This window comes from Streptomyces sp. NPDC102283 (assembly GCF_044766265.1).
Taxonomy (GTDB): Bacteria; Actinomycetota; Actinomycetes; order Streptomycetales; family Streptomycetaceae; genus Streptomyces.
This window is the reverse complement of record NZ_JBIWLQ010000012.1, coordinates 148,865-163,569: the sequence shown is the minus strand read 5'-3', so window position 1 is coordinate 163,569 and position 14,705 is coordinate 148,865. Positions and strand designations below refer to the sequence as shown.

General features: G+C 72.8%; 8 protein-coding genes. 7 read left to right on the top strand and 1 reads right to left on the bottom strand.

What is annotated here, in order from left to right; all coding sequences use genetic code 11:
* The first annotated feature begins 26 nt into the window (after positions 1 to 26).
* From ACIRJT_RS23970 to ACIRJT_RS23960, 3 genes are all read left to right on the top strand, one after another.
* Positions 27 to 497 carry a cation:proton antiporter regulatory subunit gene (locus ACIRJT_RS23970; protein ID WP_403912360.1) on the top strand — a complete coding sequence of 157 codons (471 nt, stop codon included), beginning with the start codon at positions 27 to 29 and terminating at the stop codon, positions 495 to 497.
* Between the two features lie 2 nt (positions 498 to 499).
* On the top strand, positions 500 to 1,855 hold the full coding sequence (locus ACIRJT_RS23965; protein WP_403912357.1) for a cation:proton antiporter: 1,356 nt from the start codon (positions 500 to 502) through the stop codon (positions 1,853 to 1,855).
* Positions 1,856 to 2,027: 172 nt separating this feature from the next.
* Positions 2,028 to 2,483 carry a tellurite resistance TerB family protein gene (locus ACIRJT_RS23960; protein WP_215110340.1) on the top strand — a complete coding sequence of 152 codons (456 nt, stop codon included), beginning with the start codon at positions 2,028 to 2,030 and terminating at the stop codon, positions 2,481 to 2,483.
* Positions 2,484 to 2,637: 154 nt separating this feature from the next.
* Here the strand turns inward: ACIRJT_RS23960 and ACIRJT_RS23955 are convergent, their stop codons facing one another.
* Positions 2,638 to 3,711: a PucR family transcriptional regulator gene (locus tag ACIRJT_RS23955; protein WP_403912354.1), complete on the bottom strand. Its 1,074-nt coding sequence runs from the start codon at positions 3,709 to 3,711 to the stop codon at positions 2,638 to 2,640.
* 442 nt (positions 3,712 to 4,153) lie between these two features.
* Here ACIRJT_RS23955 and ACIRJT_RS23950 point away from each other — a divergent pair, with 442 nt between their 5' ends.
* From ACIRJT_RS23950 to ACIRJT_RS23935, 4 genes are all read left to right on the top strand, one after another.
* Entirely contained in the window at positions 4,154 to 4,840 is a 687-nt protein-coding gene (locus ACIRJT_RS23950; RefSeq protein ID WP_403912352.1) for a hypothetical protein, read from the top strand.
* A gap of 151 nt (positions 4,841 to 4,991) precedes the next feature.
* Positions 4,992 to 7,130 (top strand): flotillin family protein, encoded by a 2,139-nt coding sequence (locus ACIRJT_RS23945; protein WP_403912350.1) that lies wholly within the window; start codon positions 4,992 to 4,994, stop codon positions 7,128 to 7,130.
* 397 nt (positions 7,131 to 7,527) lie between these two features.
* Positions 7,528 to 12,651: a DNA repair ATPase gene (locus tag ACIRJT_RS23940; protein ID WP_403912348.1), complete on the top strand. Its 5,124-nt coding sequence runs from the start codon at positions 7,528 to 7,530 to the stop codon at positions 12,649 to 12,651.
* A 30-nt stretch (positions 12,652 to 12,681) separates the two neighbouring features.
* Positions 12,682 to 14,697 (top strand): NAD-binding protein, encoded by a 2,016-nt coding sequence (locus tag ACIRJT_RS23935; protein WP_403912345.1) that lies wholly within the window; start codon positions 12,682 to 12,684, stop codon positions 14,695 to 14,697.
* Positions 14,698 to 14,705: the final 8 nt, after the last annotated feature.

Sequence of the window (14,705 nt, the reverse complement as noted above, 5' to 3'; positions counted from 1 at the left end):
GCCGCCGCACGTCTCGGGAGGAAGCCATGGGAACCCGCCGCACGTCACTGCCCGGAGTGGGTGCTCAGTACGACTTCACCACCGAGACGGGCCAGCACATTTCGGTCGTCGTCCACCACGACGGTCGCCGGTTCATCGGGTTCTACGAACAGGACGATCCTGATTCGTGCCAACTCTCCGTCCCCCTGACGACGTCCGAAGCCACCGCGCTCGCGCACCTCATCGACCCGGCGCCCATCGACGCCGTACGGACCGATGGCATCGACCTCGTCACCGAGCACATCCCGCTCGGGTCCCGCTCCCCGTACGGCGGGCGGCTGCTGGGGGAGACGCGGGCACGGACACGGACCGGGGCGTCCATCGTGGCGGTGCTGCGCACCCACAGCGCGCACCCGTCGCCGGAACCGGATTTTCGACTGGCCATCGGGGACACACTCGTCGCCGTCGGTACGCGTGAGGGCGTCGACGCGCTCTCCGAGATCATTGCGGAGGGCTGACCGTGCATGACACGACTGCGTTGCTGGTGGAGCTGGGAGCCGTCATCCTCGGGCTGGGGCTCGTGGGGCGGTTCGCCGGGCGGATAGGCCTCTCCCCGATCCCGCTCTACCTCCTCGCCGGGCTGGCGTTCGGGCACGGAGGGCTGATTCCGCTCAAGGCCAGCGAAGAGTTCACGATGGTGGGCGCCGAGATCGGCGTCATCCTGCTGCTGCTCCTGCTGGGGCTCGAATACAGCGCGTCCGAGCTGGTCCACAGCCTCAAGACGCAATACCCCTCCGGCGCCGTGGACTTCGTGCTCAACGCGACGCCCGGCGCGGTCGCGGCCCTGATGCTCGGCTGGGGCCCCGTCGGCGCGGTCGCGCTCGCCGGGGTCACCTGGATCTCGTCGTCCGGTGTGATCGCCAAGGTCATGACCGATCTCGGCCGGCTCGGCAACCGCGAGACCCCGGTCATCCTCGGCGTCCTCGTCATGGAGGACCTGGCAATGGCGGTGTACCTGCCGCTGCTCACCGCCATGCTCGCCGGGGTCAGCCTGGCCGGCGGCAGCCTCGCGCTGGTGATCGCGCTCGGGGCCGTCGGACTCGTCCTCTACCTGGCGCTCCGCCACGGCCGCCTGATCAGCCGCGCGGTCTCCTCCGACAACCCGGAGATGCTGCTCCTGGTCGTCCTCGGCCTCACCGTCCTGGTGGCCGGTGTCGCCCAGCAGCTCCAGGTGTCCGCGGCCGTCGGCGCGTTCCTCGTCGGCATCGCGCTCTCCGGCGAGGTCGCCGAGGGCGCCCGCAAGCTGCTCACCCCGCTGCGGGACCTGTTCGCCGCCGTGTTCTTCGTCTTCTTCGGGCTCTCCACCAACCCGGCCGACATCCCGCCGGTGCTCCTGCCCGCGGCCCTGCTGGCCATCATCACCACCTTCACCAAGATCGCCACCGGCTACTACGCGGCCCGGCGCGCCGGAGTCGGCTCGCGCGGCCGCTGGCGGGCGGGCGGCACCCTCGTGGCGCGCGGTGAGTTCTCCATCGTCATCGCCGGTCTGGCCGTGGCCACCGAGCCGCGCATCGGCCCCATCGCCACCGCGTACGTCCTGATCCTCGTCATCGTCGGCCCGCTCACCGCCCGGTGGACGCAGCCCCTCGCGGCGAAGATCGAGGCCCGGCGCGGCGGCGGGGACAGCAGCGAGGACGGAAAGGGCACGGGCACGGGCACGGGCACGGGCACGGGCACGGGCACGGGCACGGGCACGGGCACGGGCACGGGCACGAGCGGCGCGGAGAAGGAGCCCGTCGCGAAGTCCGCTCCCGAGCGCCGGCTGGCGTCGCACGACGACCTCACTCCCGAACCGGCGGGCGAGACGCGCGAATAGCCGCCGCCTCCCGCCCCGGCCGCTCGCGGCCCACGACGAAGCCCCCGGACGCCTTTCATCGCGTCCGGGGGCTTCGTCGTGAGAGGGAGGGACACCCACCACCCACATCTACACCCCTGTAGAGTTGCACCGGTTTCCGGTCCGGATTCGCACCGCAACGTAGGGAGACGTCATGGCTCTGTGGGACCGCATCAAGGAATCCGCGTCGTCGATGCAGACGCAGCTGGAGGCGAAGAAGAACGACCTGAAGTCGGGTTCGTTCCGGGACGCGAGCATGGCCATGTGCGCTCTCGTCGCCGCCGCCGACGGCTCCATCGATCCGTCGGAGCGCCAGCGCGTCGCGACGCTCATCTCGACCAACGACGTCCTGCGGAACTTTCCCGCGGACGACCTGCAGCGCCGCTTCAACGCCTACGTCGACCAGCTCACCGCCGACTTCGCCTTCGGCAAGGTCAGCGTGCTCCAGGAGATCGCCAAGGCGAAGAAGAAGCCGACCGAGGCCCGTGCCGTGGTCCAGATCGGCATCGTCATCGGCGGCGCCGACGGCGACTTCGACCCGTCCGAGCAGGCCGTCGTGCGGGAGGCGTGCTTCGCACTCGACCTGCCGCCGCACGAATTCGACCTGTAGGACCTACCAGGACCGCCGGTGCGGTCGCGCGGGCCTGCCGACCACCGGCCCGCGTCCCCGTCCCCACCGGCAGGCCGGGGGCGCGTCACCCCTCTGAGCGCCCCCGGCCACACCTTCCTCCCCCGTCCCGCACACCCCCTCCGGCGCGCGGCCGTCACAGCTCCTTGGCCGGCCAGTCCAGCAGCCGGGCCCCGATGACCGCCGTCTGGAGGCTGTAGCGGTGCATCGGATCCGAAGGGTCCGACCCGGTCAACTGGTGGATACGCTCCAGGCGGTACGTCAGCGCCCGTACGCTCAGCGCCAGCCGGCGGGCGGTCTCGGCGGCGACACAACCCGCGTCGAAGTAGACCGCCAGCGTGTTCAGCAGCGGCTCCGCGCCGCCCCTCGCCTTCTGGAGCGGGCCCAACTCGCTGCGCACCAGATCGGCCATCGCCTGCCGGTCCCGGGTCAGCACCGGGTAGACCATGAGGTCCGAGGCGTACAGCACGGGGTCGTCCATCCCCATCCGGTCCGCCAGGTCGAGGGCTTCGAGCGCCTCGTCGTACGAGTGGACCACCCCGCCGGGGCCCTTGTGCGGGCGGCCGACCGCGACCTGGCCGCCGTCCGTCGCCGCGTGCGCCTGCTTGGCGAAGTAGCGCAGGACGTCGGGCTGGCTGCCCGGCGCGATGCAGACGATCCGGCCGTCCTTCGTCGTCAGCAGGATCTTGCGGCCGCTGAACCGCGTCAGCAGCGCCGCCTCCACACTGCGCGGCACCGCGTCCGTCTCCGTGTACGCCTCAGGGCCCGACGCCACCGCCACCGCGTGCGCCCGGGAGAGCCGCAGGCCGAAGCGGGTCGCCCGCTCCGCGAGCCGCACCAGATCGCTGCGCCCGTAGAGCAGGTCGTCGATGAACTCCCGGCGCGCCGCCTCCTCCCGCCGTACGGTGAGCCGCTGGGCACGCTCGAACCCCTCGGCGAACGCGTCGACCGCCTGTTCCACCGCGGCGAGGACGGCATCGGTCACGGCAGGGGAGTTTCCGGCAGCGGCACGTGGCCAGGCCTCACGGGTCTGCGCCAGATGCATCGTCACCAGGGCGCGCAGCTGGTGGCCCGCGTCCGCCGCCGCACGGCCCAGCGCCCGGCGCGCCTCCAGTTCGTCACGTGTCAAGCGACGGCCGGTGAGGGCGACTTCGCCCAGAATGTGGGCATAATTGCCCAGCATTTCCTCGGGAATCCTCAGCTCGGCCACGTACTCTCCTTCAGCCTTGCAACAGTCCTGTCATTTCCCCAACGCTCACGTCGCAGTGCCGGTGCCCGGCATTAGCGAAGCGTAAAGATTGCCGGGTTCCGGCAATGCGCTGTGCGGGTCCCGGATGACACGATCAGGTCAGCAACAACACGGGGGAAGCACACAGGGGGAAGCACGGGGGAGCACGGGGGACGGGGGACGTAATCCTCTCTCGGACCCGGGTCCCGGACCGTCCACGGGGGATCGGGGACGGTCCGGGCTCCGGGATGCGGCGGGAGAAGTCCCCAGGGGAACGACCCCGCCGCCGCGGCGCATTCGGACAACGCCGCAGCGCCGGGGCCCGTCAACCGCCCGCCGGCCGACCGCTCGCCGCCCCCGTACCGGATCACACGGAAGCGCACCGCCTCAAGGCCCGTGCGCAGAACCGCAGGGGGTGGGACCGATGGGCGAATTCCTGAGCGCGGCACTCGGATTCCCCGCCGTCGTCTTCGGCGCCGCTCTGGTGGTCGTCGTCTGCTTCTGGCTGCTGGTGCTCACCGGGGCCGCCGGTCACGACTCCTTCGACACGGACCTCGACACCGGCCCGGCCGGTCTCGGCGGCGTCCCGGTCTCCGTCTCGGTCTCCCTGCTCATCGTCTTCGCCTGGTTCGGCAGCATGACCGGCACGGTCCTGCTGCGTCGGAGCGAGACCGGCAGCACCACCCGCGCCGTGCTCGCCGTCGCCGTACTCGCCGGGTCGCTGTTCCTCGCCTGGGCGGCCGTCCGTCTCCTCGTCCACCGCTTCCGCCGGTACTTCCCGGCGGAACCTCCGCCATCGCGGCTGGACTTCGTCGGGAGCGTCTGCACGATCCGCACCGGCTCCGTCACCGCGACGTTCGGCCAGGCCGAGGTCGTGTCCCACGACGGATCGACCGCCATCGTGCAGGTCCGCACGGCCGAGCCGTTCCCGACCACCTCCCGGCTCTCCGGACCCGCCGCGGAGGAAGCGCCGCTCGTCATGGGCGGCTCCGGACTCCTCTACGCGTACGACGAGGAAGGCGAGTTCTTCTGGGTCTCGCCCTACGACGCGGCGCTCGATCCAGGTCCGAACACCCGACCTCACCAGCTGCCGGGCGGGCCGACCGGCTGATCCGGCCGGGACACCGGACCATCCGGGACGCCGCTCGGAGCCTCCGCGTACCACCGTCGTCGCCGCCAACCGGCCGCCCGCCCCGTGACGGGCAGGCACCCCTACTTCGCTTGTGCCACTTCCGTACCGACAAGCCGCCAAGGACTCTTCAATGGATGCCATCTCCTTGGGCATCGGCGTGCTCATCGCCGTTGTCCTGCTCATCGTCGTCGCCATCGCCTTCGTCATCACCCGGCTGTTCCGCAAGGTCGAGCAGGGCAAGGCACTGATCATCTCCAAGACCAAGAAGGTCGACGTCACCTTCACCGGGGCCGTCGTCCTGCCCGTCCTCCACAAGGCCGAGACGATGGACATCTCGGTGAAGACGATCGAGATCCGCCGCGCCGGGCGCGAGGGTCTGATCTGCCAGGACAACATCCGCGCCGACATCCAGATCACCTTCTTCGTCCGGGTCAACAAGACCGTCGAGGACGTCATCAAGGTCGCGCAGTCCATCGGTACGGGACGGGCCAGCGACAAGGTCGCCATCCAGGAGTTCTTCGCCGCGAAGTTCTCCGAGGCGCTCAAGACCGTCGGCAAGCAGCTCGACTTCGTGGACCTGTACACCAAGCGCGAGGAGTTCCGGGACCGGATCATCCAGGTCATCGGCACCGACCTGAACGGCTACCACCTCGACGACGCGGCGATCGACTTCCTTGAGCAGACCCCGATGGCCCAGCTCGACGGGGCCAACATCCTGGACGCCCAGGGCATCCGGAAGATCACCGAGCTGACGGCGATCGAGCACGTGCGGACCAACGAGTTCCAGCGCACCGAGCAGAAGGAGATCACCCGGCAGGACGTCGACGCCCGCGAGACGATCCTGGAGCTGGAGCGCCGGCAGGCCGAGGCGGAGATCAAGCAGCGCCGCGAGGTCGAGGTGCTGCGGGCCCGCGAGGAGGCGGCCACCGCCCGGGTGCAGGAGGAGGAGCGGCTCGGTTCGCAGAGCGCGTTCATCAAGACCGAGGAGCAGCTCGGCATCCAGCGCGAGAACCAGGCGCGGGAGATCGCCGTCGCGCAGAAGAACCGCGAGCGCGTCATCGCCGTCGAGAGCGAGCGCATCGAGAAGGACCGGATGCTGGAGGTCATCGGGCGCGAGCGGGAGACCGAGCTGAACCGGATCGCCGCCACGAAGGAGGTCGAGGCCGAGCGCCGCGAGGTCGCCGACGTCATCCGGGAGCGGATCGCGGTGGACCGCACGGTCGCGGAGCAGGAGGAGTCGATCCTCACCCTGCGCGCCGTCGAGGACGCCGAGCGGTCCCGCAGGTCGGTCATCATCGCGGCCGAGGCGGAGGCCCAGGAGAAGCTGGTCAAGGACATCAAGGCGGCCGAGGCGGCGGAGGCGGCGTCCACGCACCTGGCGGCCGAGCAGCTCACGCTCGCCGAGGCCCGGCTCAAGACCGCGGACCTCGACGCGCAGGCCAAGCTGCGGCTCGCCGAGGGCATCCAGGCGGAGACGGCCGCGCCGGGGCTCGCCGCCGTGCAGGTGCGGGACGCGGAGGCGGACGTCACCGAGAAGGCCGGGCTCGCGGAGGCCGAGGCGACGGCGGCCCGGCTCAAGGCCGAGGCGGAGGGCTCGCGGCTCAAGGCGCTGGCCACGGCGGAGGGCACCGCGGCCCAGGCGACCGCCGACGCGGCGGTCATCGGCGAGAAGCTGAGGGCGGAGGCCGCGGGGCTCACGGAGAAGGCGGCCGCGATGGCGGCGCTGGACGAGGCCTCGCGCGGGCACGAGGAGTACCGGCTGCGGCTCGAAGCGGAGAAGGAGATCCGGCTGGCCGGTCTCGACGTGCAGCGGCAGGTCGCCGAGGCGCAGGCGACGATCCTGGCGACGGGCCTGGAGAACGCCGACATCGACATCGTCGGCGGCGACTCGGTCTTCTTCGACCGGCTCGTCTCGTCGATCTCGCTCGGCAAGGCCGTGGACGGGTTCGTCGACAACTCGCGGACCGCGCAGGCGCTGGCGGGGCCGTGGCTGGACGGTTCGTCGTCCTTCACGGACGACATCGGCCGGGTGCTGGGATCGTTCTCCACGGGTGATGTGCAGAACCTGACGGTGTCGGCGCTGCTGATGCGGCTGATGGGGCCGGGGTCGTCGGGGGCGGCGTCGGGGCAGGTGCAGCAGCTGCTGGCGGCGGCGAAGGAGCTGGGGCTCGCGGATCTGCCGGTGTCGTCGCTGACGAACGGTACGCCGGTGGCTCCGGCGGCAGCGACCGCGGCCCGTAACGGGGCCGGGGCCGGGGCGCACGGGTAGCGCATTCGACGGCGGACCCCTCGGCCCCGGGGGCCACTCCCAGCCCGTCCGGCACTGGAGAACGAACCCCCGGGCCACCCCCCAGCCCGTCCGGCACTTCGTCCGGCACTGGAGAACGAACCCCCAGGTCCCTCCCAGCCCGTCCGGCGCTTGAGAACGGAACCCTCGGCCGGGGAGCCGGCGGTCTGCGTGTGCGTCCCACGGGGGTGGGCGCACCAGGGGCCGACCTGCCCGTCAGGGCCGGGCTCACCTAGCCGGGGGTTCCGTCCTCAAACGCCGGAGGCGCTGGGGGTGGTGCCGGATCGACCGGGTGCCGCCGGGCCGACCGGGTGCCGCCGGGCCGAACGGATCGGGCCGGGCCCGCCGAAGACGATGACACACGTAGGGAGCCGTACGCATGGACAGCGACACCACCGCCACCGCCACCGCCACCGCGCCGCAGGACACCCCCAGCGGGGCGGGCGGCGACGTGGACGCCGGTGCCTACGAGGTGCTGCGGCGGCGGCTCTCGGCCCAGGCCGGGGAGCTGGTGCGGCGGGCCGAGGCGCTCAACGTACGGCGGACCGAGGAGTTCGGCTCGACCGGGCTGCGGCTGCTCGCCACCGAGCGGGTGCGCACCGAGCGGGCCTCCGTGCCACGTGACCTCGTCGCCGTGGGCGGCCGGTTGCTCTTCGGTTTCGAGCGGGGGCCGGGCGCGCACGGCGAGGCCGGGGTCGAGGACGTACTCCTCGTACGGGACTCCGCGCCACAGGACGACGCCCCGGCAGCGGAGTCCCCCCTCCTCGACGACGACGGCTTCCGGCGTGAGTTCTCCTCCCTCCACCGCTACTTCCGCGACGCCCGCCTGCTGCGGCTGCGCCGCGTCGACGGCAGACTCCTCGCCGTCTTCCGGACCGGCGAGAACGCCGAGGACATCCGGGTGCTGCGCTGGGCGCTGGGGCCGGACGGATCGCCGGGGGCGTTCCTCGACGCGCAGGGCGAACGCGACCACGTCTTCCCGCCCTCCCACGACTTCACGTGGACCGTGGCGGGGCGCGAATCCCACATCCCCGGGCGCCATCCGCACATCGCCGTCGGCAAGGGCGGCGGGCTCTTCGTCGACACGCTCGGCGGCACCCTCACCGTCAAGGTCACCGACGACACCGAATCCCCGGACGGGATCTACGAGGAGCCCGTCGACGAGCCGTTGCAGTCGCTGGCCGACGCCGACGTCGAGTACGCGGAGGTCGGGCCGCTGGTGCTGCTGCGCGTGCGCCCGTACAAGGAGGACGCCTGGCGCCACCTCGTCTTCAACTCGCTGCTCGCCACCGTCCGGCGGCTCGACGGCATCGGCCCGTCCTGCCACCGGCTCCCCGAGGACCAGGGGATCATCTTCCCCGGCGGCTACTACCTCACCACCGGCACCGCGAAGACCTTCGACACCGCCGAGGAGCTGACCGAGCCGGTCTTCGAGGGCGCGGTCCGCTCGCCCAACGGGGAGGACGTGCTCTACGTCTTCCGCTCCCGCGACGGCCTGCGCAGCCTCCTGCTCCCCTACAACCTGATCCGCCAGGAGGTCGCCACCCCGCTCACCGGGCGCGGGCACGCCCTGCTGGACGACGGGACGCTGGTCCTGCTCCGGGACAACCCGGACGGTCCCGCGCGCGTGCACCCCTTGCAGCGCTGGGAGACCCCGTACGTCTCCGACACCTACGCCGCCGCCCGCCCCGCCGGAACCGGCCCGCTCGCCCGGACCGGCAACGCCGACCTGGTGCGCGGGATCTCCGACTGCCTCGCCCTCGCCCACGGCGTACGGGACATGACGCCGACGACCGCGCTCTACGGGCAGCTCGCGGCCGACTGCGCCCGCGCCCAGGACCGCTACCACTGGCTGTCCGATCCGGAACTGGGTTCGCTGGGCGCGCCGTTGAGTGAGCTGCGGGCCACCGCACAGCAGGTGCTGGCCGAGTTCACCGCCGTACAGGAGCTGACCCGGCGGGCCGCCGACGCGCTGGAGGAGACCGCCGCCCGCATCACCGCACTGGTCCGCCGAGTGCGCGGCGAGGTTCCCGGCTCGGCGTCCGCCTGGGTCGAGCGCCTAACCGAACTCCGCTGGGCGCAGGGCCACTTGGCGACGGTCGGCGACATGCGGTACGCCGACGTCGAGCGGATCGCGGAGCTGTCGGCCCGGACCGAGGACGACATCGCCTCGGCCGCCCAGCGGGCCGTGTCCTTCCTGGCGCGCGAGGACGCGTTCGACGGATATCACGCCGACATCGCGGGGCTCACGGCCGACGCGGGCGCGCTGGAGACGGTCCGGGACGCGTCCGCCGTGACCGACCGGCTGTCCGCGATGACGGAGGGGCTGGCCACCGTCACGGACGTCGTCGCCGGTCTCGACATCGGCGACGCCACCGTGCGTACGTCGATCCTGGAGCGGATCGCGGAGGTGCTGGGCGGCGCGAACCGGGCCCGCGCCACGCTCGACGGACGCCGCCGGGAGCTGCTGTCGAAGGAGGGGCGGGCCGAGTTCGCCGCCGAGTTCGCGCTGCTCGGGCAGGCGGTGACAGGCGCGCTGGCCGCCGCCGTCACCCCGGAGACGTGCGACGACCAACTGGCTCGGCTACTGCTCCAGTTGGAGAACCTGGAGTCGCGGTTCGCGGAGTTCGACGACTTCCTCACCGAGCTGTCCGAGCGCCGCACCGAGGTGTACGAGGCGTTCTCGGCACGCAAGCAGACCCTCCAGGACGAGCGGGCGCGGCGCGCGGATCGGCTGGCCGGGTCGGCGGGCCGGGTGCTGGAGACCGTCGCCCGGCGGGTCGCCTCGCTGGAGGATCTCGACGCCGTCCACACCTACTTCGCCTCCGATCCGATGGTCGCGAAGATCCGCCGGACAGCCGACGAGCTGCGCGAACTGGGCGATCCCGTGCGGGCGGAGGAGCTGGACGGGCGGCTGAAGGCGGCCCGCCAGGAGGCGGGCCGCGCCCTGCGCGACCGCACCGAGCTGTACGCGGACGGCGGGTCGGTGATCAGGCTGGGCCGCCACCGGTTCGCCGTGAACACCCAGCCGTTCGACCTGACGCTCGTGCCCTCCGGGGATCGGAACGGGCAGGGGCAGGGGCAGGGCCTCGCCTTCGCTCTGACCGGCACGGACTACCGGGCCGCGGTCACCGATCCGGCGTTCGCGGCGGCCCGGCCGTACTGGGAGCAGCTGCTCCCCTCCGAGAACGCCTCCGTCTACCGCGCCGAGCACCTCGCCGCCCGCCTCCTCGACGAGCACGGAGCCGGACGTCTCCGCTCGCTCAGCGAAGCCGAACTTGCCTCGCTCGTGAGGGAGTCGGCCGCAGAGGCGTACGACGAGGGGTATACGCGGGGCGTCCACGACGAGGACGCCACCGCGATCCTGGCCGCCCTGCTGCGTCTGCACGCGGACGCGGGGCTGCTGCGCCACGAGCCCGCCGTCCGCGCGGCGGCCCAGCTCTTCTGGGCGCACGGCGCCGGCGATCCGCTGCGCACGTCCTGGACCAGACGCGCGGTCTCCCTGGCGCGCGCCCGCGACACCTTCGGACTGGCCCCGGCGATCGCGGTGCTCCAGGAGGAGTGGGCGGCGGAGATCGGCTCCCCGTCCCCCTCCGCGCCGGGTCACGCCGTCGCCGCGTACCTCTTCGAGGAGCTGACGACCGGGCCCGCCGGGTTCGTCGTGGGCGTCCCGGTCCGCGCCTTCCTGGAAGCCTTCCACCGGGCGGCCGGCCCCGACGCGTACGCCGAGGACCTCGCTGCGCTCGACGACGACCTGGCCGCCCGTCGGCAGCTCGTGGAGGGCTGGCTCGCCGCGTACGCCGGGACCACCGGGGCCGGCCTCGGCGGCGGTGACCTCGCGGAGGCCGTGGCGGTGGAACTGTGCCCGGAGCTGGAGCGGTACGTGTGCGACGCGCCGCTCACCGAACGCCTTCAGGGCCTCCTCGGCGACCACCCGCGCATCGCGGGCGGCGGGGCCCTCACCGTACGGATCGACGAACTCCTCTCCCGGACCGCCGAGTTCCGCGCCCACACCGTGCCCGGCTTCCGCGCCTACCAGCGGCTGCGCACCTCCCTGGTGACCGCCGAGCGCGGACGGCTGCGGCTGGACGACCACCGGCCGCGCGTGATGTCGGCGTTCGTCCGCAACCGGCTGCTCGACGAGGTGTACCTGCCGCTGATCGGCGACAGCCTCGCCAAGCAGCTCGGCACCGCCGACGCCGACCGGCGCACCGACTCGCAGGGACTGCTGCTGCTCGTCTCGCCGCCCGGCTACGGCAAGACGACGCTGATGGAGTACGTCGCGGACCGGCTCGGCATGGTCCTCGTCAAGATCAGCGGGCCGAACCTGGGCCACGACGTGACCTCACTCGACCCGGACCGGGCCCCGAGCGCCACCGCCCGACAGGAGATCGAGAAGATCAACTTCGCGCTGGAGGCGGGCAACAACACACTCCTCTACCTCGACGACATCCAGCACACCTCGCCCGAACTGCTCCAGAAGTTCATCCCGTTGTGCGACGCCACGCGTCGTATCGAGGGCGTGCGGGACGGCGAGCCGCGCAGCTACGACCTGCGCGGCAAGCGGTTCGCGGTGTGCATGGCGGGCAACCCGTACACCGAGTCCGGCGAGCGGTTCCGGATCCCCGACATGCTCGCCAACCGGGCCGACGTCTGGAATCTCGGCGAGGTCCTCAGCGGCCGGGACGACGTCTTCGCGCTGAGCTTCGTGGAGAACGCCCTGACCGCCAACCCGGTCCTCGCCCCGCTGGCCGCCCGGTCCCGGGACGACCTGGCGCTGCTGGTGCGGCTGGCGGGCGGCAGCGACCCGGCAGCGCGCGCGGAGCACCTGGAACACCCGTACAGCGCAGCCGAGTTGGACCGCGTGCTGGCGGTACTGCGCCATCTGCTCACGGCCCGGGACACCGTGCTCGCGGTGAACGCGGCGTACATCGCCTCGGCCGCACGGACGGACGCCACGCGCACCGAGCCGCCGTTCCGGCTCCAGGGCTCCTACCGCAACATGAACAAGATCGCCGAGCGGATCGTGCCCGTCATGAACGACGACGAGCTGTCCGCCGTCGTCGACGACCACTACGCGGGCGAGGCCCAGACGCTCACCACGGGGGCCGAGGCCAACCTCCTCAAGCTGGCCGCCCTGCGCGGGACGCTCACCGCCGGACAGGCGGAGCGGTGGGCGGCGATCACCGCGTCCTACGTCCGCACGCAGGCGCTCGGCGGGCCGGACGGCGACCCCATGACCCGGGCGGTGGCCGCGCTCGGCCTGCTCGCGGACCGGATCGCGGCGGTCGAGACGGCGATCCAGCGCGCGGCGGACCCCCGGCACCTGCTGACGGGCGGCCCCCGGGGCCCGATGGGCGGAACCCACGGGCCGGGGGGCGGAACCCAGGGCCCGGCGGGCGACCCCCAGGGCCCGGCGGGCGAAAGCCGTGCCCCGATGGGCGCTCACGACGGCCGGGCGGCTCCGAACCACCATGCGAAGATCACCAACACTCCACACTGACCGGGACGACCGAGCCGGAAGGACCACGGCATGCTGGGTTCCGTGCCTCCACTTCCACAGCAGCCGGGCCGCCCGCCGTCGGCCGGCCACATGATCGTCTGCGGTGACGACGCCCTGGCGCGCCGGCTCGCCGTGGAGCTGCGCTTCGTCTACGGGGAACGGGTCACCCTGCTCCTGCCCCCGGGCCGCGACGCGAACAGCCCCGAGACGCCGCTGACCCAACGGGGGCGGGCGGCGGCCCTGTTCGGCCGGATGTCGGCGGCGATGAACCGCGCGGGCAACGGCAACAACGGAAACGGGACCACCGGCGGCGGCAGCGGCGACACCAACGCCGGAGTCGAGGCCGTCCGCATCATGGAGGCCCCCGAACCCTCCGACGACGTACTGGAGGAGGCGGGCGTCGACCGGGCCGCCGCCCTCGCGCTCGTCTACGACGACGACGAGCGCAACATCCGCGCCGCCCTGACCGCCCGCCGCCTCAACCCCCGTCTGCGGCTGGTGATCCGGCTCTACAACCGCAAGCTCGGGCTCCACCTGGAGGAGTTGCTCGACCAGGCGGCGGCCGTCGCCATGCCCGGCATCGACCCGGCGTTACTGGACGCCTCCACCACCGTCCTGTCCGACGCCGACACCGCCGCCCCGGCCCTCGCCGCCACCGCCCTCACCGGCAGCAGCAAGATCATCCAGGCCGAGGGGCTGCTCCTGCGCGCCGCCGAACGCCCGCCGCCGCGCCCCGGCGAGACCCTCGACCCGGGCCTGTGCACCCTCGCGCTGCTCTCCTCCACCACCAACGACCCGGCGGGGGCGGAGGGTTCGGACAGCAGCGGCGACGAAGCCCCGCAACTGCTGCCGGACGAGGGAGCCGTCGCCGCCGCGTCCGGCCGCGGGACCGTCGTCCTGGAGACGGTCAGCCGGGCCGATCCCGACCGCCCCGCGACCCGCATGGGCGGCAGGGGCGCCCCGCTCGCCCAGGTCTTCTCCCGCAGGCTGCGCTGGTCGGCCCTCGGCGTCGCGGCCGCCGCGGTCGCCCTGGTGATCGCGTCGGTCCTGACCACCGAGGACAGCCTGCTGCACTCCGCCTATCTCACCCTGCTCGACCTGCTGGGCATGAACGACCCGGCCGAGGAGGCTCCGCCGGCCCGGCAGATCATCCAGCTCCTCTCCGGCGTCGCCGGGCTTCTCCTGCTCCCGCTGCTGATCGCCGCCGTCCTGGAGGCGTTCGGCACCCTGCGCACGGCCTCCTCGCTGCGCCGCCCGCCCCGGGGCCTCTCCGGGCACGTGGTGCTGCTCGGGCTCGGCAAGATCGGTACGCGCGTCCTCGTACGCCTCCGCGAACTCGACATCCCCGTGGTCGTCGTCGAGGAGGACCCCGAGGCGCGGGGCATCCCGCTGGCCCGGTCGATGCACGTGCCGACCGTCATCGGCGACGTCACCCAGGAAGGCGTCCTGGAGGCGGCCAAGATCCGCCGCGCCCACGCTCTCCTCGCGCTCACCAGCATCGACACGACGAACCTGGAAGCGACGCTGTACGCCCGCTCGGTGAAGCCGGACCTCAGGGTCGCGCTGCGGCTGTACGACGACGAGTTCGCCACCGCCGTCTACCGCACCCTGCGCACCGCGCACCCCGGGGCCCTGACCCGCTCCCGCTCGGTCTCCCACCTGGCCGCCCCGTCCTTCGCGGTCGCGATGATGGGCCGCCAGATCCTCGGCGCGGTCCCGGTCGAGCGCAAGGTCATGCTGTTCGCGGCCCTGGAGGTCGCGGGGCACCCGCAGCTGGAGGGCCACACGGTCGAGCAGGCGTTCCGGGCGGGCGCCTGGCGGGTCCTGGCCATCGACGCCACCCCGCCCGCCGACCGGGCCCCGGACCTCGCCGCGATCCCGCCGTACTACCCGGAGGGCGACGCGACACCGCCGCCCTCCGGCCTGGTCTGGGACCTGCACCCCGGCTACGTCCTGCGCGCCACGGACCGGGTGGTGATCGCCGCCACCCGCCGGGGGCTCGCGGAGCTGCTGCGGCGGCAGCGTTCGGTGGTGCCGAGGCAGTAGGGGGCACC

Coding starts and splice junctions, on each gene's coding strand:
- ACIRJT_RS23970 (WP_403912360.1), top strand. CDS start 27: ATGGGAACCCGCCGCACGTCACTGCCCGGAGTGGGTGCTCAGTACGAC.
- ACIRJT_RS23960 (WP_215110340.1), top strand. CDS start 2,028: ATGGCTCTGTGGGACCGCATCAAGGAATCCGCGTCGTCGATGCAGACG.
- ACIRJT_RS23950 (WP_403912352.1), top strand. CDS start 4,154: ATGGGCGAATTCCTGAGCGCGGCACTCGGATTCCCCGCCGTCGTCTTC.
- ACIRJT_RS23945 (WP_403912350.1), top strand. CDS start 4,992: ATGGATGCCATCTCCTTGGGCATCGGCGTGCTCATCGCCGTTGTCCTG.
- ACIRJT_RS23940 (WP_403912348.1), top strand. CDS start 7,528: ATGGACAGCGACACCACCGCCACCGCCACCGCCACCGCGCCGCAGGAC.
- ACIRJT_RS23935 (WP_403912345.1), top strand. CDS start 12,682: ATGCTGGGTTCCGTGCCTCCACTTCCACAGCAGCCGGGCCGCCCGCCG.